The 19,880-nt window shown below is 59.3% G+C and carries 15 protein-coding genes and 1 tRNA gene; 10 read left to right on the top strand and 6 right to left on the bottom strand.

The features are described 5' to 3' along the window. Window positions 1-23 precede the first annotated feature (23 nt). From GIW81_RS06230 to GIW81_RS06220, 3 genes are all read left to right on the top strand, one after another. Window positions 24-407, top strand: coding sequence for a hypothetical protein (locus GIW81_RS06230; protein WP_210251910.1), 384 nt, complete (start codon window positions 24-26; stop codon window positions 405-407). A gap of 80 nt (window positions 408-487) precedes the next feature. Next, window positions 488-563 (top strand) — tRNA-Glu (locus GIW81_RS06225). A gap of 221 nt (window positions 564-784) precedes the next feature. Next, complete coding sequence (locus GIW81_RS06220; protein ID WP_154738423.1) at window positions 785-994, top strand: YodC family protein; 210 nt, start codon at window positions 785-787, stop codon at window positions 992-994. 31 nt (window positions 995-1,025) lie between these two features. Here GIW81_RS06220 and GIW81_RS06215 read toward each other — a convergent pair whose 3' ends face one another. The 3 genes from GIW81_RS06215 to GIW81_RS19455 all read right to left on the bottom strand — a co-directional run bounded on the left by GIW81_RS06215 (window position 1,026) and on the right by GIW81_RS19455 (window position 3,034). Next, window positions 1,026-1,271: a hypothetical protein gene (locus GIW81_RS06215; protein WP_154738422.1), complete on the bottom strand. Its 246-nt coding sequence runs from the start codon at window positions 1,269-1,271 to the stop codon at window positions 1,026-1,028. A gap of 10 nt (window positions 1,272-1,281) precedes the next feature. Further along, a complete protein-coding gene (locus GIW81_RS06210; RefSeq protein ID WP_154738421.1) occupies window positions 1,282-2,346 on the bottom strand; it encodes a tyrosine-type recombinase/integrase in 1,065 nt (354 codons plus the stop codon). A 331-nt stretch (window positions 2,347-2,677) separates the two neighbouring features. Continuing rightward, window positions 2,678-3,034, bottom strand: a complete 357-nt coding sequence (locus tag GIW81_RS19455) for a BRA0787 family protein (RefSeq protein WP_456077608.1) — start codon at window positions 3,032-3,034, stop codon at window positions 2,678-2,680. 1,385 nt (window positions 3,035-4,419) lie between these two features. On the opposite strand from GIW81_RS19455, the gene GIW81_RS06205 reads away from it, so the two are divergent. Beyond that, entirely contained in the window at window positions 4,420-4,803 is a 384-nt protein-coding gene (locus GIW81_RS06205; RefSeq protein ID WP_154738420.1) for a hypothetical protein, read from the top strand. Between the two features lie 591 nt (window positions 4,804-5,394). Here GIW81_RS06205 and GIW81_RS06200 read toward each other — a convergent pair. Beyond that, window positions 5,395-5,970, bottom strand: coding sequence for a hypothetical protein (locus tag GIW81_RS06200; RefSeq protein ID WP_154738419.1), 576 nt, complete (start codon window positions 5,968-5,970; stop codon window positions 5,395-5,397). Window positions 5,971-6,248: 278 nt separating this feature from the next. On the opposite strand from GIW81_RS06200, the gene GIW81_RS06195 reads away from it, so the two are divergent. From GIW81_RS06195 to GIW81_RS06175, 5 genes are all read left to right on the top strand, one after another. Next, window positions 6,249-8,078: a KAP family P-loop NTPase fold protein gene (locus GIW81_RS06195; RefSeq protein WP_229309090.1), complete on the top strand. Its 1,830-nt coding sequence runs from the start codon at window positions 6,249-6,251 to the stop codon at window positions 8,076-8,078. A gap of 4 nt (window positions 8,079-8,082) precedes the next feature. Further along, window positions 8,083-8,844 carry a hypothetical protein gene (locus GIW81_RS06190; RefSeq protein WP_154738418.1) on the top strand — a complete coding sequence of 254 codons (762 nt, stop codon included), beginning with the start codon at window positions 8,083-8,085 and terminating at the stop codon, window positions 8,842-8,844. Next, the gene (gene qatC / locus GIW81_RS06185) at window positions 8,841-10,142 is read left to right on the top strand and encodes a Qat anti-phage system QueC-like protein QatC (RefSeq protein WP_154738417.1); all 1,302 of its coding nucleotides are present in this window, start codon (window positions 8,841-8,843) and stop codon (window positions 10,140-10,142) included. Before GIW81_RS06190 ends, qatC begins: the two co-directional genes overlap by 4 nt. After that, on the top strand, window positions 10,139-10,897 hold the full coding sequence (gene qatD, locus GIW81_RS06180; protein ID WP_154738416.1) for a Qat anti-phage system TatD family nuclease QatD: 759 nt from the start codon (window positions 10,139-10,141) through the stop codon (window positions 10,895-10,897). The genes qatC and qatD overlap by 4 nt, the downstream gene beginning before the upstream one ends. Window positions 10,898-11,075: 178 nt before the next feature. Then, window positions 11,076-11,915 carry a hypothetical protein gene (locus tag GIW81_RS06175; protein WP_154738415.1) on the top strand — a complete coding sequence of 280 codons (840 nt, stop codon included), beginning with the start codon at window positions 11,076-11,078 and terminating at the stop codon, window positions 11,913-11,915. 511 nt (window positions 11,916-12,426) lie between these two features. Here GIW81_RS06175 and GIW81_RS06170 read toward each other — a convergent pair. Then, on the bottom strand, window positions 12,427-13,044 hold the full coding sequence (locus tag GIW81_RS06170) for a terminase small subunit (protein ID WP_154738414.1): 618 nt from the start codon (window positions 13,042-13,044) through the stop codon (window positions 12,427-12,429). A gap of 101 nt (window positions 13,045-13,145) precedes the next feature. Then, complete coding sequence (locus GIW81_RS06165) at window positions 13,146-13,694, bottom strand: recombinase family protein (protein WP_154738413.1); 549 nt, start codon at window positions 13,692-13,694, stop codon at window positions 13,146-13,148. 1,220 nt (window positions 13,695-14,914) lie between these two features. Between GIW81_RS06165 and GIW81_RS06160 the strand changes: the two genes are divergently transcribed. After that, complete coding sequence (locus GIW81_RS06160) at window positions 14,915-19,852, top strand: DEAD/DEAH box helicase (RefSeq protein WP_154738412.1); 4,938 nt, start codon at window positions 14,915-14,917, stop codon at window positions 19,850-19,852. The last annotated feature ends 28 nt before the right edge of the window (window positions 19,853-19,880 follow it).

The raw sequence follows: 19,880 nt of genomic DNA, 5'->3' as shown, positions 1-19,880 counted from the left end.
GCGAACTCGACGAGGAGCGATTGATGCAGGGGACGCAAACGGTGGATGCGCGGCCCGCGGCGGATGCGACCGGCCAGACCGCCGCCGAGGCGCGCCTGCAGCGCAACCTCAAGATCGTCGTGGTCGCGCTGGGGGTGCTGATCTTTGCCGGGCTGGCCACCGCGGTCGGGCGCATCATCTATCTCGCGTCCGCCAAGCCGGCGCAACCGGCGTCGTCGTCTATGACGCTGGCACCCGCAGCGGGTCTGCAACTGCCGGCCGGGGCGCAGGTCAAATCCATCTCTCTGTCGGGCGACCGCCTAGCCGTTCACTATGAGGCATCGGGCGCGGAAGGTGTCGCGGTGATCGATCTGGCGACGGGGCAGCCTGTCGCATCTGTCGGTATTACGCGCGCAGCGCCCAATTAACGGCCGCTACAACGGCGAGGCGACGAAAGAAACGGCTTGATCGGGAGGCCCCGCCTCCCATATAGGTTCGCTCCAGCGCTGTCCCGTTCGTCTAGTGGCCTAGGACACCAGCCTCTCACGTTGGGAACAGGGGTTCGAGTCCCCTACGGGGCGCCATCCCATAAAATCACCGCTTTAAATCAAGGGCTTGGCGCAGGTTTGACAGCGCCGGGCCGTCAAGGTTTGACAATTTCGTTCGCGCTTCGGCCTCGCGGTGTCGAGATCCCCTCGCGACTCTAGCGGCAACGAGTTCTGTGAAATGACGCGGTCCCGCGCTTTCCAGACGATGCGAATCACAGCAGTCTCGGCTGTCAAGGTGAGACCGCTAGGAGACCTCGATGATTCCGCAAATTGGCGATGTGGTACGCAAGAACTCTGGCGGTCCGAAGATGGACGTGGACGCGATCGCGGACGACACCGGCCATTTGCGTTGTTCGTGGATTGATAAGGAAGGGAACCTTCATTCGGAAATGTTTCCCCCTGAGACGCTGGCAAAGGTCGAGAAGTGGGTAGCACCGCAATCGACTTTGAGCGCTCGGAGACGGTGAGCGGCACCCCGCTGCTCAAACTATATTCCTTTCAGTCCGACGTCGTGTGCGGCGCGCTCCTGAAGATTTTCCCCCCGACGCCGGGGCTGTGCCCCGCTGCCGCTCCGATCAGCACCATGACGGCAACGAGCACGACCACCCACCACTCGCGCTCATGCAATGGTGTGCCGACCCAGAGATGGCGGGCATTCCGCAGGGCGCGAAACATGAAGTAGAAGATCGCCGCGAATATCGCGCCGATCGTGCCGACCATCAGCACCAGTTCAAGCGGGTCCATGTGGGCCTCCCTACTCGCCTGAGCGGCATTTTTCTATGAGCGTGACGACGCTCGCAGCTAGCCGCTTCTGATCGGCCATGCGCGTGTACCGCTCAGCCTCCTTCAGCGACTTCCAGCCGAACCACGCCATGAGTTGATGCGCGGTGGCCCCAGCATCAGCGAGCGCCGTCGCGGCAGCCTTGCGGAGCCCGTGCGCTGAGCAGTGCGGCAAGCCCGCGGCGTCACATCGCTCGCGGAACCAATTGCCGAAGCCGGCGTCCGCGAAGCTCTTGCCGTACTCAGTGAGCAGATACGTCAAGTCGCCCGTCTCGCTCGATTCGATTACGGTTTGAAGCGCCGAGGGCATCGGCAACTCTAGTGGGGTCTTGCACTTCTTTGTCGTGAAGCGCAGCCAGCCACCGCGAACGTGTTGCCGGCCGATGGCGACAACATCTGAGCGACGAACGCCGAGATATCGGAGCAGCGCGAACGCGAGCCGAGCCTTTGAGCCCACGGGCCAGTGGTTCTCAAACTGCGCAATCTCATCGTCCGTCCACGTGTGATAGCCGCTGCCGCTCGTCTTGAGGTACTGCACATCGCGCGCGGGGTTCGCCTCGATATGCTCATTCTCCATGGCCCACTTGAAGATCCGGCGGACGTTCTTCACGCGACCGTTCGCGGCATGCGGAAATTTCATCTTCCTATCGCGCAGGACCCGCACGATTTTCGGGCTGAAGCGGTTGAGGGGACAGTCGCCGATGAGCACGGCCGATCCGGGCGCAATTGGCTCGGCCCATGTGTGCTCGATGATCAGCTCGCGAGTGCGCTGGGTGCCTGGATCGAGCCGCAGGAAGTCAGCGCTCTTGAGATACTTCAGGCACAGCCACTTATAGGTGCGGGGGTTCGCTGGCGTCGGCTGCGCGAGTTGCCCTGCTGCGCTGGCCGAAAGCGCCGCCCTATAGTCCTGCTCGAAATCCGCGCTACCGAGTGGTCCGCGCAGTGACACGCGGTTCTCGCTCGCGCGGCGATAGTAGAGGCGTGTCCTGCCGTGCCGGTCGCGAAACACCTGAACGTAGGGGTATTCGACTTTGACCATCGCGCTACTCATGCCGCGGCGCCCGACCATGGATCGTCAGCGCCGTCGCCAGCATCGATCAGATCATCAACGAAGGCCACCAAATTTCGGTAGGGCCACAGCGTTCGCGACCCGATCATCACCGGCCGCAAGAGCCTGTTTTGCTTGCGGAGCTTGTCAAAGGACGAGGGGCCAATGTTCAGCAGCGCCGCGGCTTGAACCCGCGAGCACAACAGTAATGGCATGCTGGCAGGCAGGACGGCGCTAGTCTTATCGTGGCGGGTCACTGGCTTTGCTGCGGCTCGTCTTTCGATGCTGCAAGTTTCTCAATCGCGTCAGCCTCGAATACGCCCTATCCGTCGCCGTGTGGGCATCCAGAGGAAGTTGTCCCCCCATGTATGGGTACAGGCTTGGAGATGTCGTCGAGCTCGAGTTCCTCCTTGACGCGAAGTTTTAAAGCCCGCGCAGCTGCAGCGTAGGTACGAGCTCGCGGTTCGATGTCGCAATAGCCCAACGTATTTCGGCAGTGCATGGGTAGGATGTCCGTGCAGTTCCAGACTAAGCTGCAAACCGCGGAGATCTTGATTTCGCGGTCTGCAAATTCGACTCTTGGTTCCGCTTCTCCCGAGTTCCATTCAAAGAACGCGTCAATGGCATCTTGAAACGCGTTCCGCACGTGACCCGGGGCGCGACCGCTATAGCGAGGCATGCTGCGCTCTTTTGCTACTGATCAGGTTTCGATTAGATCAGCCTCCCAAATCGCGCTGCAGCTGTCTCTCGATTCCGAGCGAAAAAATCGAGGCTACGGGCGAAATTATCCAGACGCCGGGCTACCACTTGTTTGCGTAATCTCCCGCCAACAATGGTTTTGAGTGATGGTTGTATATATTCAGAAGCATCCGTGCCGAAGCCGAACAACGGGTCAAGGACGATAACTTCGGCGCTCAAGGGCTGAGGTCTACGAGGCCGCAAAAGCATCGCGGCTGAACCTCCGTCTGTAGGGCTCGGGGCATCCCGAGGAAATGCTTCCCCCAGCGAAGAGTAGCTTCGCGTGTGCACCGTTCTACGCGCGGATAACTGCTTTTTCCTCATAGAATGGCCGAGCGACATCGACGGATGGGGACCAGAATGAAGGCTCGATGCGTTCGTCCAGGGGTATCCCCCACACTGCTCGCCCGAGGACTGCATGGATGCGCGGAACGGCTAGGCGCTCCATTCCAGCATGGCGCCACCTGCCGGCTATTTGTTGTTCGCGCAGCAACCAAAGCGGCATCGCGAAAATCAGAATCAAACGACCCGCCAAAGAGGGCGTTTGGCCACGCGTCCCATCCGGCGCCCGACTCAAATTAGCCCAGCAAATATTGGCGCGCGATGACGTGATCATCATCGGAACAGACGCGCAATTGTAACGACAAGTTTAGACACAATTCGGGTTGGTTTGCCGCGACGCGTCAACGCCCATTTTCGTCTATCTTCGTCGCGTCGAAGTAGCTGGAAAGCGATGCCCAATTGGCATGAAGGCCGCGGGCGAACCGGACAGGTTTCACAGGCTGCTTAAGCTCAAACCAGAAGCTCTTCCCCGGCAATCTAATAAAAGAACCCGCCTCCGGCGGAGCCCGCAGACGGGCGTGTAATTCAATCGGTAGCGCCTTTAGTTCCCGCTAGAAGCGCTATTGGACCAGTAAAAAGGGCGTGGTGTGAACAAGCGTTTTATAGCCAATTCAAGCGAAACGCACAAGCCCTCGTCCTCAATTGTCGAGGGTTTGATTGATGGAAGTACGCGTATCCTTTGGCCGCGTTTGCGAGGACCGTTCTGGATGGCTCCCCGTAGCCCGGGCGAGCGTTTTAACACCCGAAACGGCGCGTCCCGTGATGCTCGGCGGCGCCACTCTCGGGTACGTCGATACGCCCACTAGGCTTGCACGTCGCCGCTTCAACTTTCGTTCGCGCCGAGCTCGCGAGATTGAAGATCTTACCCGCTATCGCCATAGACATAGCCCGCCGTCCGCGGAGGAGGCCCGTGCACTCGCAACGGCCATTGCAAGCGTTACAGAGCCTTGGGCAGCGGCCGACTGGATACAGCGTTGGTGCGTAATGCTGCATGCCGACGAGCAGCGTGACATCGTCACCGACACGGCTGAGAGCCCGCGCATGTGGCGGGCGGCCGAGATGGGAGAATTACTGCGGCTTACGAAGGCCGAACGCGAACGGGTCGGGATCAAAACGTTCCGTGCCGCGGGCGTGACCCGCCGGCAAATGACGGCCGACAACAAAGCGCGAGATCGGGAACGCAAGCGCAAAGCGCGCGCCAAAGCGCGTCTCGGTAGACCGCCGTCGCTGGCGAAGCTGAAGCCCTGGCTGGACTTAGGCATCTCCGAGAGAACGTATTTCCGTCGTAAGAAGGCAGCAGCAGATGGCATTAAAAACGTCCGCAATACATGCTCGCATATATGTCGGACAGGTTCAGTGCCACGGTAATCGTGATCGCCCGGGGAGAGCGAGATTGCATCCAGGGGAAGATTGACGCCAGCAGGATCGGCCGGCCTAGTCACACTTCACCCTGGTGGATCGTGGCTATCGCGTCACTGGTCCCCCAGGAGGATGGTGATCTCTCGGCGAACGGAGCAGCGAACGCTTCGCTGGGAGACGGTTGGTGGGGTGGAAGCTAACACTGTGTTCCCAATTCCCTGGGTGCCGCCTTGTTGGTATCCGCCAGGTGCACCGTCTACTGCCGAACAGCAAACCCCGAGGTGACCGCCGCGGCGCTTTCGTTTGCTTGGCCAGTGCGGTCAAATGTGGCTACGTCGGCATCTATACAGAAGCCGACTTGGCGCGGCTAACACGGACGCTACCAGCGCGCTCAGTCGCGCCGTCTGCTTTGCCGAGAAAGGCGACATTTGTCGGATGGGTGGACCTGTGCATCGACATGTTGGGAACAGGGCCGCTGTTCCCCCTAAATCGGCCCAGTAGCAACCGGCGCCGGGTGAGTAGATCCAGTGAACTTGACCGCCACTGGTGGGAGCGGACGCGCAAAAATCTCGAACGCCGCACAGTTGGATGCGGAGGGTCTTACCTGCCAAGGCGCGTCTCGAGCCGGTGGTGGAGAGTGTGTGCTATCTCGAAGGTCTTTGCCGCTGACCGTTCCAGGACAACCAGATTGATGAGGCTCCAATCCTTCAGATGCTGATCCCCTTTGATGCTCTCGGGATAGCGAAAAATCTCTCCCTTCGGATCGACTTCTGCCATCGCTTCGACCACTTCGCCGATCGCGGCCAGTTCTCGGTCGCTGGCCTTGAGCTTAGCTTCTGCGATGAGCTTGAGCGCTAACTCCCAGTTTTCTTTGAGTCCGTGATTGGGTCGGTAGCTCTTCTTGGCATTGTTTAGCTTGGCAAGATCAGAGATGAGATACTTGATGAACAACTCCATTGCGTGGCGATAAGTCAGACAGATCGGATAGACCACAACGTCAATGATGATGCCTGGCTTTTGTGCCTCCTGAAGCAGAAGCCGCGTGGCCTCGAAATATCCTTGCGCGTAGTCATAGAGATCGTATGGACCGCCGTTGTTGCCTACGCATGCGTTCATTGCGCTGTGCGCCTTCCAGCCACGAAAAAGCGTATTCTCCTTAAAGGTTGCTTTCGTCATTCAATTATTCCTGTCATGTGCGATGAGCGGCCATTGAGTTGAGAGGTTCGGCGCCGCACCGACGAGGGGCTGGGTATGCAGAAGTCGCGGCCCACTCAGTGTAGGCCTATCATGCTGGCGGCAGCCACGTCTGCACGCCCCAAAAGGGGTCGGGGTCATCCGCCCCACAAACTCAAGACATGGCTGAGAACGGATGACCGCGCTCAACAAATATAAGTTGTTGAAAAGCCAAGCGCGAGCCGAAGCGTTGGCTTTCCGCTTGTGCCTTGCGACTGCAAATGCGCAAATCCATCTTCTTACAATTGCACGGCGCGCCGGGTGCATTCAAAGGATTTTCCATGTGGGCCGATACGGATACAGACCTAGATTTTCTCAACTACTCCGAGGTGGCCGAGTTGATCGCCGACATGATCGCGCGCAAGGATTTGCTGCCGCTATCTTTGGGTGTGTTCGGGAGCTGGGGAGTCGGCAAGTCCAGCACCCTCCGCCTCGTCGCCAATGAACTTGGAAAGCATGAGCAAAACTATCTCGTAATCACCTTCGACGCGTGGCTCTACCAGGACTTTGACGATGCGCGCGCGGCGTTGATGTCCGTCATTGCCAGCGAACTAACCAAGGCCTCACCGCCAGACCTTGCCGAGAAAGCCAAGTCCCTTTTTGGGCGGATCAACAAGCTTCGGGCGCTCAGCCTCCTATTGGAAGGTGGTGCGCTCGCGATGGGCCTGCCCACATTCGGGCTCATCACCCGAGGCCTCGAGGGAGCTCGCGATGTCGTCGCGGGTACGTCCGACAAGGAAGATTACGAAGCGATCAAGGCTGCAGCCGGGGACGCCAAGGAGAAGGCGTCCGGGTTGGTTGGCAGCGTGTCTGAAAAAGGCCCACCCGAAGAGATCGCAGCTTTCCGAAGTGAGTTTGGCGAGGTTCTGGCAGGTCTTGGTAAGACGCTCGTCGTCTTCATCGACAATCTCGATCGCTGCCTCCCAGAAAACGCAATTCATACGCTTGAAGCGGTTCGCCTCTTCCTGTTTATGCCGAGCACGGCATTCGTAATCGGTGCCGATGAGGACATGATCCGCCATGCCGTCGCCCGGCATTTCAAAGATCCGGGCGAGAAGCAGGTAACGGACTATCTGGACAAATTGATCCAGATACCTGTCCGAGTGCCGCGCATCGGCGTTCAGGAGGTCCGCGCCTATCTCTTCCTACTGCTTACGCGCGATGTCATTGCCGATGAACAGCTTCGTGAGAGACTGCGGAGCTATCTCATCGAGCGGCTGCGCGAGTCGTGGAAGCATGGCGCGCCGTTTACGATCGACGACGTATTGAAGAGCGTTGGGCGCGAGGGCGACGACACACTCCGTCAGAGCCTTGAGATGGCCAACCGAATGGCGCCCCTCCTTGCGCACGCTTCGCGCGTGCAGGGCAATCCGCGGATCGTCAAACGGCTTCTGAATGTCGTCCGCATGCGCGCGTCGATCGCCAAGAAGCGGCGTATGCCCCTTGACGAAGCGATCATCGCCAAGCTGGCGCTGTTCGAGCGCTGCACCGACGCGGTTGCCACCGAAGCCCTGCACGAGGTGATCAGTGTTTCACCGGGCGGCAAGATCGAGTTCCTACCCGCCTTCGAGAGGGGCGAGCCAGTCGAGGAGGGTAAGAGCAAACTGCCAGAAGCCTGGCAAAAGCATTTGCCGTTCGTTGCCGATTGGGTGCGCCTGGAACCGACGCTTGCCGACGTGGACCTCCGGCCTGCGGTCTATCTGGCTCGCGAGACGGTCCCTGTCCGCTTTGTTTCCAGCGCGACCCCACCACAGGTCACCCATGCCATCGACGAGCTATTGCGGACAGCGACACTGTCCTCGCGCGCCGCAGCGAACGCCATCGCCGGTCTTTCCGCGGGACAGGACATCATGGTGATGGAGGGGATCGTTGCCCAGTTGCGCAAGAATCCAGACTGGTCAAAGACGCGATCCGATCTGCGCGGCGCCGTCTTGCTCTCCCGGTCGTCGCCCGACGCCGCAAAAATCCTTTCCCGATTCATCCAAACCGTCCCTCAACATCCACCCTGGATGCGCACGATGCTGAAGGACGAGACTTGGTACGGGAGCTGACAAGATGGGTACCTCGGGATCAAGCAAAGGACCCAAATCCACATCGCCATTGGTTCCGCCAGGTGTGGACGACGAGCCTGGCAAACCGCTCCCATCACCGGAGGGGCAGCGTTTCCGCGGCTTCCGAACCGAATTCGGCCGTGCGGCTGCAGGAGGTGGGAAAGGGGCGCTGAATTCCGCTCTCGGGAAATACGCACGTGACGCAACGCAAGGCAGTACGGTTGGTCCGCGCCGCTTTGGTCCCGCCTACCGCTCCGGTGCGGCGCTCGCCGATACGCTACGTGATCTTGCGCAATTTGGCTCTGGGCTCGCTCCAGGCGGGCTCGACCTCTCAACATTGCAAGGACAGCCTGTCAACGTCGCTGCGCAGGAAATTGCGCGAGCTTTAGCGCCGGAAGGTGCAGACGCCGACGAGGTGTCTGCCGCTATCCAAGAAGCGATAACCGAAGTGCTTCCTGAAGCAGGCGTCTTCGATCCGTCCCTCCTGACGCCGGACACACTCATTCAGATCATGGTAGAGTTTTTCAGCCGCATCCTGTTCATGGAAATCACGGCGACAGCAGGAGACGCTTGGAACAAGGCGCCCGATGCGCAGCACGCCACGCAAACCGAAGCCGATCTGCTGGAATTGATCCGCGTGGTCGTCGACAAGCACTTCTCGCCCCGCCTGGCGCAAGGACTAGCAAACGCCAACCGCGAAGAGTTTCGCAAGCTCGAGCGCCAAGCCATGGATGAGGTCTGGCGCGAGTGGGAAACCCTGCAATGAACCGATTGATCTTTCACGTTAATCGGGACAGCATCCCCGAGGAGCCGGATGGGAATATCCACGTCTGGCTCTACGGGCCGAGCCCTCCTTTCTTGCATGCCGCAAGCGTGGGTGCGCAAGCACTCGACGAAGCATCCCGTTTGACGCTGAGACCAAGCCCTGCTGCCATTGACTTCATGTCGATCGCTATGGCGGTCACAGCAGCCGACACCTTCGTGCCAAGGTCCGACGCACGCGGCGGCTGGAGCCGCGATTTCGAAATCGTGTTGCCTCTCGCAAATCCCGATCCTTGGAACGCACTGAAGCCGAAACTGCAGTCGGCGCTGCGGTTCCTAAGCTCGGATACGTGGGAGTTTGAGTTTGCGGGGCATGGAGTTCAGCCCCCACCGGTTAGCCTTATCAAGAGTCGCCAGCGTGTTGTCGACCTGTCCCAAGTTGATTGTGTTTCACTCTTCTCTGGTGGGCTCGATAGCGCGATCGGAGTGCTCGACCTTTTGGCCAAGAGTCACCGGCCACTCCTCATTAGCCATGCTTACGCAAAAGATGCGCAGAAACAGGATGAGGTCGCTCAGCTCCTGCCATCCCATTGTCAGCGGGTTTCTGTGAATACGTATCCGACCTGGAGTGGCGCCGATGATGACAGCATGCGTACGCGAAGCTTCCAGTTCCTGGCGCTTGGGACTGTAGCCGCCGAGGCGGTGGCCGCGTATCGCGGAGGACCCAAGGCGGAGCTCTATGTCTGCGAGAATGGGCTCATCGCGTTGAACCCGCCACTAACACCTCGCCGGATGGGGTCGCACAGCACCCGCACCGCGCATCCACATTTTCTTGAAAGCATTCAGTCGCTGCTCGATGCCCTTCACGTGCCGATACAGATAGTCAATCCTTATCGCCACCGAACGAAAGGGGAGATGGCGCTGCCCTACGCGAACGATCCCAATTTTCGTGCATTCGCATCCTCAACTGTTTCATGCGGAAAGTGGAAGCGCCGAAACCAACAGTGTGGACGCTGCGTCCCATGCCTCATCCGCCGTGCGTCACTACACGCCGCCGCTGTTGTCGACGATACTGACTATCAATTTCCGGACCTCCGCGCCGTCATGGACGATGAGGAGGGGCGCGACGATCTCGTTGCGGTTCAGGCGGCGCTGATACGCGGAAGCCCTCTTGAAGTAGAGCTGATGAAGGCAGGGCCTCTGCCGACGGAAGCAGTGGAACGCAAAGCCTATATAGATGTAGCTGCGCGCGGGCTGAGCGAGTTGCGGGCCTATCTGACGAGCGAGGGGTTTGCAGTTTGATCGACTTTCACTGTCATCTTGACCTTTTTGACGACCCGGAGGCCGTTGCTTCAGAGTGCGAGAAGGCAGGCGTGTTCGTTTTGTCAGTCACGACAACACCCAAGGCGTGGCGCAAGACGTCGGCATTGGCAAAAAACAGGCGATATGTTCGCACGGCCTTGGGATTGCATCCGCAGCTCGCGCATGAGCGCTCAAGCGAAGTCCCGTTGCTAGAGGCGCTTTTGGGCGAAGCAAGTTACGTCGGCGAAATCGGGCTCGATGGTTCCCCGGCCCATCGACCGCACGCGGAGATCCAGCTCAAGGTGTTCGAACGTGTCCTATCCGCGTCGCAAAGCGGAGGCGGGCACATCTTCACCATTCACAGCCGCGGAGCCGCAGAGGCCGTCATTTCGTCTCTGCATCGGCATCGATGCGGGTCAACTGCTGTACTTCACTGGTTTTCAGGCACGCGCGTCGAACTGGATGCTGCCATTGCACTTGGGTGCTGGTTCTCGGTCGGCCCGGCGATGCTACGCAGTGAGAAGGGCCGCCAGCTGGCGGCTCGAATGCCACGGGACCGCTTGCTGACCGAAACCGATGGACCCTTTGCCCTGGACGGCAAAAGGCCCCTAATGCCCACCGATGTCCGTACAGCGGTTACACAAATTGCAAAGCTCTGGTCTACCAGGGAGCATGACGTGCAGTATCAGCTCAACGCCAACTTGAAAGACCTTCTTTCCAGAGTGCCAGATCGTGCTACTCAGGCGCCTGTCTGAGACCGCTCCGACGCATGTCACAATTCGCACAGCCACTGCTTCGGTCGGAGCCGCAGCGCTTAGCGCGAGGAGCAGACGTTGTCCTAGAAGCCGTCGGCAAGACGGTCCTTGCTGCAGGAGGAAAGCTATCTGGCCCTGAAATCGTCGCCGTTATAGAGCGACTTAAAGGAGAGCAGCGGTGCAGCAACTCGATGAGGCAACTGCCATCAAGTTGCTGGACGAGCTGAGCCGGCAACTCGCGCTATACAGCGTCGGGTTCCTCGCCTTCTTCAAAGCGCCGGACGGTTTGGATGGAAAGCCTATGGGAACGGGCACGCTCGTTTCCATCAACGGCGCGAAGGGTATCCTCACAGCAGCCCATGTAGTGGACGCGGTTTCACAGGAAGAGGTCGGAATCGTTCGCATCGGTCTCGGCCCGCATCACCTTCAAAGGTTTAAGCTGGATCTCAAGCTCGCCACCCCGCACGTCCGCAGCACCGATCATCAAAAACCAGAAACGCCCGAAGACCGCGCCCCGGATATCGGCTTCCTGCAACTGCCCCTGCCTGACGCTGCGACGCTTGCCGCTTCCCACAGCTTCTACAATCTCGACATTGCGCGGCCCGACGCCCTAATGGCCCACGAGCTGCCGGACTCGGGTATCGGAGAAGCAGCATTCGGAGTCGTCGCCCAGTGGACCGAAGACCTGTCGCCGCCCGGTACCGATACGAGGCGCAAGGGTGTGAATGCTCTCATCTGCCAAGGCGCTACTTCGAACTGGCGAGACATCGAGGGATACGACATCGGTGATTTCACGCTGGATCAGTCAAGGCGCGGCGCCGCGCTCACCGACTATGGCGGCATGAGCGGCGGGCCCATATGGCGATTTTCGCCAAACAGTTTGAACACCGAATTCGAGAAGGCCTTGGCCGGCGTCATCTACTGGCAGGCCGATAAGGACACGAGCCAGCACCGCATCACCTACCATGGACCCCAGAGCATTCAGAAACTCGCCGACTTTGTCCGAGCTCGCGTCTAGCATTCACAGGAGAGCCCTCGCGCGTTGGATCAAGCTAGGTCAGGCCGCGTAGCTTTAGGCATGCTGCCAATACTCGTCCAGGCTATCGATGGCCCCATCAAGGGCCGCTAGCATCGGGCTCGATCCGGTCAATCTCGGCATCCGCTCTTGCGACGGACCAAGGCGGTCCTGATCTATCGGCGGACCGGTAAGCCGGGAGCAGTTCAACTCATTCTCGGGCATTTGAAGATCGAGAGCACCGTTCGCTACCTCGGAATCGAGGTCGATAACGCGTCCGAGATCGCGGAGAAGATCGACATCGGATGGCCGGTTCACTGCCGAGAGCAGACCTGGTCGGCCATGCTTACGGCGCGCCGACAAAGGATCGGCCGACTTCCGTTATTGGGACAAAGCGCCGTCATCTATTTGACAGGCGGCAGACTCCGGCCGTCAAAGCCGAGGACCGCTTCTGTATACCTGCGGAGGTGGCGGCTCCCTTGTTGGGCCCTTGGCTGCAGGGAGGCTACGGCATCTATTCCTGCTTGCCACCGTCAATCGTGCGGAGCGTTGGCTTGTCGAAGCGCTTCCGCATCTCCTCGAGCCGTTCCTGAGAGGGGAGCTGCGGTACGAGGACGGCATCGGACGGCGCAGGGCCCCTGTCCTTGCCAAGGCCTAAGTGCTTGCCGATCTGAACGAGCGACGGTTCCTTGCCGTGGAGCTTGATCTTGGTGCGCACAACGAGCTTGGCGTCTTCTCCCTTGCCCTCGGTGTATGTCTCGCTCGTCAGCTCCTGGATCGCTGCCCATTGGGCATCGGTTGCGTTCGTCAGATCGACGTAAGCCTGACCGTTCACCGTCTTGGTCGCATAGTGCTTAATGTTTGCGAAGCCGAGTATAGCCAGCTCTTTGATGACATCAGCAAGGGTGATCGACGTATCAGCGACGACGCGCTCCGTCACGGCGCCCTTGAGATGCGCCGAGCGAGCCTTAATGTCGTCATTTGTCGTCAAACGAGCTGCATTCGCCCTGTTGGGCTTGTAGCCCGCTGAGGCATAGGCCTGGGTCGCGGGCTCCCCCCTGAGGAGCGCCTGAACGAAGGCCTCGTGCCGGGGGTTGGGTAGGGGTCGCGTGGGGTCGGGCCTGTTACGCATGACTATACCTATTTCTGGGTGGTCCGGCGGTAGGTTGCCGGCGACCGGCGATGAATTTCAGGGGTCATCCCCCATGGATGAATTGCTCGACGTCGTCGGTGCTATCGGAGGCGGGAGATCGTCGCGTGGTGGGTCCCGTAGGACTTGCCGATGGCCCTGGCGCTCTCGCCGGCCTCGAGCCGTCGCAGTGCCTCGGCCTGCTGGTAAGGGGTCAACTTGGGTTTGCGCCCGAACCTGGCCCCGCGCGCCTTGGCGGCATCCAGGCCATCCCGAGACCGCTTGACGATGCGCTGACGCTCGTCCTCGGCCATGGCACTGAGGAGCGCAATCAGGCCTCGGCCCAAGGGGGTGGTGAGGTCCAGGTGCGGCTTGTCCAATACTTGCACGAAAGAGCCGCGAGCGTGGATGCGCTCGATGATCGCGATCCCGTCCAACATCGACCGCGTGGCCCTGTCCCACTCCGCTACCACTAGGATGTCGCCAGTCCCGAGAGCGTCGATAGCCTTTTCGAGCTGAGGCCTGCCTCTCGTAGCCTTACCGCTCGCCTTCTCCCGGAAGATCAATTCGCAGCCGGCAGCCCTGAGAGCGGCTATCTGCCGGTCAAGGTTCTGAGAAGCGGTGGATACCCGCGCGTAGCCAATTTTCTGCATCTAGTTTCGCACCAAGTTTCTATCCAGGCTCAGAACTTGATTTTGTTGAGGGCCGGCGAGTGGATAGAAAACCCTAGGTCTCGCACCATCACGCTCGCCAGCGCCTTGCTTCAACCATTGATATAATGGTACCGTGATGTCATGACAAAGTCAAATCGTGGTACCATAAAACAGCGCGGAAGACCTGCGAGCACGGGGGTGGGCACCCAAGTAGGTGCACGTTGGCACGACGCAGAGCTTGCTGGGATCGATAACTGGCGCCGCGCGCAGGAAGACATCCCCAGCCGTGCAGAGGCGATCAGACGGCTTGTCAGGGTCGCGCTTGATGCCACGGGCAAGAAGGGGAGATGAGTGTGGAGGTAGCACTTGCTGAGGCGAGCCGTTGCTCAGTTGCCCAGTTGCTCAGTTGCTCAACGGCGGAGCCAAGGATGTCTGGTCGCGAGCCGGAGTGGAGGTCAGACTAAGAATTGTGAAATAGCGAGAAGGCATAAATAAAGCGAGCCCCGCAGCGGCTGGAACCGCGGCGGGGCTCTTGAACCGACATCCTCTTCCAAGGAGATCGATCCCGATGAGTAATTTTGCACGGCATCGCGGCAAGCGCGGAGCCAAAAGTTTCCGACGCAACTATTTCAGGTGCTTACCTGGTCCAGCCTCTTCCCATCTCTCAACGGGGGCGGCCCATGATTAGTCACGTGCCCGGTCCGTTGGACCGACTTATCAGCCGCCTACGGGCGCGTTGGGAATGCTGGCTAGATAACATATTTACGGATCCACCCATGCCGCCGGCGGCCGGTCCACCGGTGGTCCAAGCTGCTGGGGTGGTCAAGGACGGGCCGAGAGGCCTACCGGCGGTTATCGCAGCAGCTCTGCTGGAGGGCCGCGCTACCGGTTCACAGCGCGCCATCGCCCGCCGGTTCAACACAAGCAAGAGCACGGTCCAACGCGCCCACGTCCTGGTCCGGGAAATGGCAACGGCGTAGTCAAAAAGAGGGGCGGTCCAAGCCTGGACCGTCTCCCCTGCTAAATTTCCTTCTCGTCACGCCCTGACAGTCGTAACGATTGATCTACGCCGCGGTGCGCGACATCCCCTCGCAGCGGGCGTCCGGGAATCGCGTCGGCGGCGTTGATCTTGCGTGCTGAACCGAGCTCGACTACAGCGGGTGGTCATAGCGAGAGGCCTATTCCGATCGTTAGGTTGCCGGCGGCAACGGGGGGATGCCATGGAAAGCGCGCTGGGCGCACTCCTTGAGAATTTCCGTGCTTCGGCCAAGTCCGAGCGCGAGAAGGGAATGTATTTCGAGGAGCTGATCACCTGCTACCTGCGGAATGAGCCCCGTTACCGGGATCTCTATGACGTGGTTTGGCCCTATGCCGATTGGGCGCACGCGCAAGGCCACGACGGGCGCGACGCCGGCATCGATCTTGTCGCCCAGACGCACGGCACCGGCGAGTACCATGCCATTCAGTGCAAGCTCTTCGACCCCGAATACCGCCTGCAGAAGGCGGACATCGATAGCTTCTTCACTGCCTCCGGCAAGAAGCCCTTCACTCAACGCGTCATCGTAAGCACGACTGATCATTGGAGCGATCATGCGGAAGCGGCGCTTACAGGTCAGCAGCCGCCAGTGCACAAGATCGATCTTACTGCGCTTGAGGAAAGCCGGATTGATTGGTCGAAATACGCGCCAAAATCCAAGCCGGTCCTGAAATCCAAGAAGGAGCTGCGCGAGCACCAGACCAAGGCACTGAAAGCTGTCGTAGACGGATTAGCCTCCGTGGACCGCGGCAAGCTGATCATGGCATGCGGTACGGGCAAAACCTTCACCAGCCTGAAGATTGCGGAGAAGATTGCGGGGGCCGGTGGCCGGGTTCTGTTCCTGGTGCCCAGCCTCAACCTTCTTTCGCAGACTTTGACCGAATGGTCGCAAGAAGGGGCCGTCCCGCTGCACTGCTTCGCGGTCTGCTCCGACGCCGACATCGGCAAGAAGCGGAACAAGAACGACGACACCGTTGAAACCTTCGTGCACGAGTTGCGGTATCCCGCCACGACCAATGCCAAGAACTTCGCCAAGGAGATGACCTCCCGACACGACGACGAAAGCATGTCCGTCGTCTTCAGTACCTACCATTCAATTGCGACGATCAGTGAGGCGCAGAAGAAGCACAAGCTTGCCGATTTCGATCTGATCATCTGCGACGAGGCGCATCGCACCACGGGCGCAACTTTCGAGGATGAGGACGAAAGCGCCTTCATCATGGTCCACGATGAAAAGACTATTCGTGGCAACAAGCGCATCTATATGACGGCCACGCCGCGCATCTATGGCGACGCGGCCAAGGCGACAGCCGAAAAAGACAATGTCGCGCTATGCTCGATGGACGATGAATCTCTCTTCGGCAGAGAGCTTCACGTCCTGACGTTCTCCGACGCGGTGCAGCGCGGCCTGCTGGTCGATTATAAAGTGATCGTGCTGGCGGTTCAGGAAGAGCATGTCAGCCGCCGGCTGCAGGAACTGCTGAGGGACGGCAACAACCAGATCAAGGTTGACGACGCCGCCAAGATCATCGGCTGCTGGAAGGCCCTTTCCAAGCAGAACCTGACACCCCTGGAAGGCGACACCGCCGCCATGCGCCGCGCCGTCGCATTCTGCCAAGTGATCGAGGTACAGAAGGGGGCAAAGACCCACAAGGTCAGCTCCAAGAACATTGCTGGGATGTTCCAATCGGTTGTGGAAGCCTATCAAAAAGCTGAGCTGGAGGCTGGTGTCGAGATTGAGCCCAGCATGCGCCTCAAATGCGAAGCCGCGCATGTAGATGGCAGCATGAATGCCAGCGAGAAGGAAACGAAGCTCGCCTGGCTGAAGGCTGATCCCGGCGAAGACACCTGCCGAATCCTAAGCAACGTTCGGTGCCTGTCCGAAGGCGTTGACGTTCCCGCGCTTGATGCCGTGGTGTTCCTGACACCGCGCAATTCGCAGGTCGACGTGGTGCAATCGGTCGGCCGAGTCATGCGGAATGCGCCGGGCAAGACACGCGGCTATGTTGTCCTACCGGTCGTCATCCCTGCAGGGATGGAGCCGCATGAAGCACTGAGCAACAACCAAGTGTACCGCGTCGTCTGGCAGGTTCTCCAGGCCCTGCGGTCTCATGACGACCGCTTCGACGCGATGATCAACAAGCTCGACTTGATCGGCAAGGACACCAGCAAAATGGAGGTCATCGCGGTTACCGACAAGATTCAGCGCAAGCAGAGCAAGTCGGGAAGCGCCGGCGCAGCCGGTAAAAATACCTTCGGCATCGGAACCCCCGCGCCGAAGAAGGTAGGGTTAGACGCACAGGGCAAGCTGCAGTTTGAAATCGGCGAGGTGGAACGTGCCATCTACGCCAAGGTCGTCCAGAAGTGCGGGAACCGGCTCCACTGGGAAGAGTGGGCCGCCGACATCGCCAAGATCGCCCAAACCCACATCGACCGCATCCAGGGCATTATTGAGAATCCGAAGAACAAGGCTGAGCGGGCTGCCTTCGACAAATTCGCCGAGGAGCTGCGCGACGACCTGAACCCCAGCATCGGTGACGACGACATCGTCGAAATGCTCGCTCAGCACCTGATCACCAAGCCCGTCTTCGAGGCCCTGTTCAGCGATTACAGCTTCGCCAGCCACAATCCCATGTCGCAGGCCATGCAGAGCGTGCTGGACCTCTTGCATGAACATCACCTCGACAAGGAAGCCGACACGCTCCAGCGCTTCTACGACAGCGTGAAGATGCGAGCGTCAGGCATCGAGAACGCTCAAGGCAAGCAGCGGATCGTCATTGAGCTTTACGACAAGTTCTTCCGCAATGCCTTCCCGAAGATGACCGAGCGACTGGGCATCGTGTACACGCCGGTCGAAGTCGTCGACTTCATCGTCCACAGCGTCAACGACGTGCTTAAATCCGAATTCGGACAGACGCTGGGGAGCGAAGGCGTTCACATCATAGATCCCTTCACGGGAACCGGCACCTTCATCACGCGCCTGCTGCAATCGGGCCTGATGAGTCCCGCCGAGATCAAGAAGAAGTACGCGAACGAGCTGCACGCCAACGAGATCGTTCTCCTGGCCTACTACATCGCCGCCATCAACATCGAGGCTGCCTATCACGACATCGTCGGCGGAGTGTACAAGCCGTTTGAAGGCATCTGTCTCACGGACACGTTCCAGATGTACGAGAAGGAGGATTTGATCGACGCCATTCTTGTCGACAACAGCAAGCGCCGCAGGCTGCAGAAGAAGCTCGACATCCGCGTCATCATCAGCAACCCGCCATATTCGGTTGGCCAACGCAGTGAGAACGACAACAACGAAAACATCGAGTACGCGCACCTCGACGAACGCATCGCTGCGACCTACGCCGCAAGATCGAGCGCTGTTCTCTCCAAGGGCCTCTATGACAGCTACGTACGAGCCATTAGATGGGCCAGTGACCGCATCGGAAACAGCGGAGTGATAGGTTTCGTAACGAACGCAGGATTCTTGGATTCCAGGACATCCGATGGACTAAGAAAATGTTTGGCAGACGAGTTCGCAAATATTTTCGTGTTTCACCTTAAGGGCCTAAGAGGGCAAAAGACTTCTGGTGAGAGAGCAAAGCGCGAAGGTGGACAGATCTTTGGTCTCGCAAGTGCGGCCAGCATCTGCATCACTATACTTGTCAAGAATCCTCTCGCCCTGAAGAAGGGCCAAATTTTCTTCGCCGAGGTCGATGACTACCTCAGCCGCGAACAGAAGCTCAATTTGCTCAACGAGCGCCGTAGCTTAAGTCAAGTGCCACTGGAATTCTGGAAGACAATCACTCCAGATAGACATGGCGACTGGATCAAGCAGCGCGACGATAGTTTTTCGGCACACATCGTCGCCGGTAACAAGAAGGGTGAAGGGCCTAAGGTATTTGAGAACTTCTCGCTCGGTGTGGTCACGAACCGCGATGCCTGGTGCCTAAACGGATCGAAATCTAAACTCAAGGAGAACATTTCGGGTTTGATCGATGCGTTTTCGGGCGAGCGGCGCCGCTTCGTCCGCTCCTATCCAGATGTCGCCGCACGCCGCAAGATCGTTGACGATTTTGTGGATGCCGATCCAACCAAGATAGCTTGGACCCGCGCCCTAAAGCAGGACCTCGTGAAGGACAAGGCCCTTGAATTTGACGCATCAGCTCTCGTCGTCGGGCTGTATCGTCCGTTCACCAAGCAATGGATGTACTTCAATCGCCGTCTCAATGAGATGGTGTATCAGATGCCCTATTTTTTCCCTGACGCAAAGGCTGAGAACATTGTCATTGGCGTATCTGCCTCTGAGTCTCGCAGTGCTTACTCAGTTTTGATCACCAACAGGGTCCCTAGCCTTCACGCGGTCGATATGGTGGGCTCGCAATATTTTCCCCTCTACCTGTACGATGCGGCCGAAGGCGATGGCACAGATGCGGAGGGCAACCTGTTTGCCGCGGCTGAGGGGGAAGAGAAAGCCAAAACCCCCTCGCGCCGCGACGCCATCACGGACGAGGGGCTGGCGCACTTCGCGGAAGCCTATCCCCGCGATAAGATCAGCAAGGAGGACTTGTTCTATTACGTCTATGGCCTCCTGCATTCGGAAGACTACCGCGAGCGCTTCGCTGACAACCTTGGCAAGGAGCTGCCTCGAATCCCGCGCGTGAAGATGGCTGCGGATTTCTGGGCATTCAGCAAGGCCGGCCGCGTGCTCGCTGAGCTTCACATCAACTATGAGAACGTGCCCATCTATGCCGCCGCCAAAGTCGCCGGCGGCGGCAAGCCGGGTGATTATAGCGTCGTGAAAATGCGCTACGGCAAGGACAAGGACCGCACCACGCTTCACTACAACGACAAGATCACCGTCACCGAGATTCCGCTGGATGCCTACGATTACATCGTGAACGGCAAGCCCGCACTGGACTGGGTGGTGGAGCGCCAGGGTGTAAAGACAGATGCGGATAGCGGCATCGTGAACGACGCCAACGATTGGGCCGTCGAGACCATGAAGAACCCGAAATATCCTCTAGAGCTGTTCTTGCGCGTCATCACCGTCAGCTTGGAGACCATGAAACTTGTCCGGTCTCTACCCAAGCTCGAGATATTGGAAGCAACGGCAGCACAGACAACCTAGCGCGGCTGAGCGCAACAATTGAGAGGCC

The organism is Hyphomicrobium album (genome assembly GCF_009708035.1).
Classification (GTDB): domain Bacteria; phylum Pseudomonadota; class Alphaproteobacteria; order Rhizobiales; family Hyphomicrobiaceae; genus Hyphomicrobium_A; species Hyphomicrobium_A album.
The sequence above is the reverse complement of the archived record's forward strand: the minus strand, read 5'-3'. Positions and strand labels throughout refer to the sequence as shown.

Coding starts and splice junctions, on each gene's coding strand:
- GIW81_RS06230 (WP_210251910.1), top strand. CDS start 24: ATGCAGGGGACGCAAACGGTGGATGCGCGGCCCGCGGCGGATGCGACC.
- GIW81_RS06220 (WP_154738423.1), top strand. CDS start 785: ATGATTCCGCAAATTGGCGATGTGGTACGCAAGAACTCTGGCGGTCCG.
- GIW81_RS06215 (WP_154738422.1), bottom strand. CDS start 1,271: ATGGACCCGCTTGAACTGGTGCTGATGGTCGGCACGATCGGCGCGATA.
- GIW81_RS06210 (WP_154738421.1), bottom strand. CDS start 2,346: ATGGTCAAAGTCGAATACCCCTACGTTCAGGTGTTTCGCGACCGGCAC.
- GIW81_RS19455 (WP_456077608.1), bottom strand. CDS start 3,034: ATGCCTCGCTATAGCGGTCGCGCCCCGGGTCACGTGCGGAACGCGTTT.
- GIW81_RS06205 (WP_154738420.1), top strand. CDS start 4,420: ATGCTGCATGCCGACGAGCAGCGTGACATCGTCACCGACACGGCTGAG.
- GIW81_RS06200 (WP_154738419.1), bottom strand. CDS start 5,970: ATGACGAAAGCAACCTTTAAGGAGAATACGCTTTTTCGTGGCTGGAAG.
- GIW81_RS06195 (WP_229309090.1), top strand. CDS start 6,249: ATGCGCAAATCCATCTTCTTACAATTGCACGGCGCGCCGGGTGCATTC.
- GIW81_RS06190 (WP_154738418.1), top strand. CDS start 8,083: ATGGGTACCTCGGGATCAAGCAAAGGACCCAAATCCACATCGCCATTG.
- qatC (WP_154738417.1), top strand. CDS start 8,841: ATGAACCGATTGATCTTTCACGTTAATCGGGACAGCATCCCCGAGGAG.
- GIW81_RS06170 (WP_154738414.1), bottom strand. CDS start 13,044: ATGCGTAACAGGCCCGACCCCACGCGACCCCTACCCAACCCCCGGCAC.
- GIW81_RS06165 (WP_154738413.1), bottom strand. CDS start 13,694: ATGCAGAAAATTGGCTACGCGCGGGTATCCACCGCTTCTCAGAACCTT.
- GIW81_RS06160 (WP_154738412.1), top strand. CDS start 14,915: ATGGAAAGCGCGCTGGGCGCACTCCTTGAGAATTTCCGTGCTTCGGCC.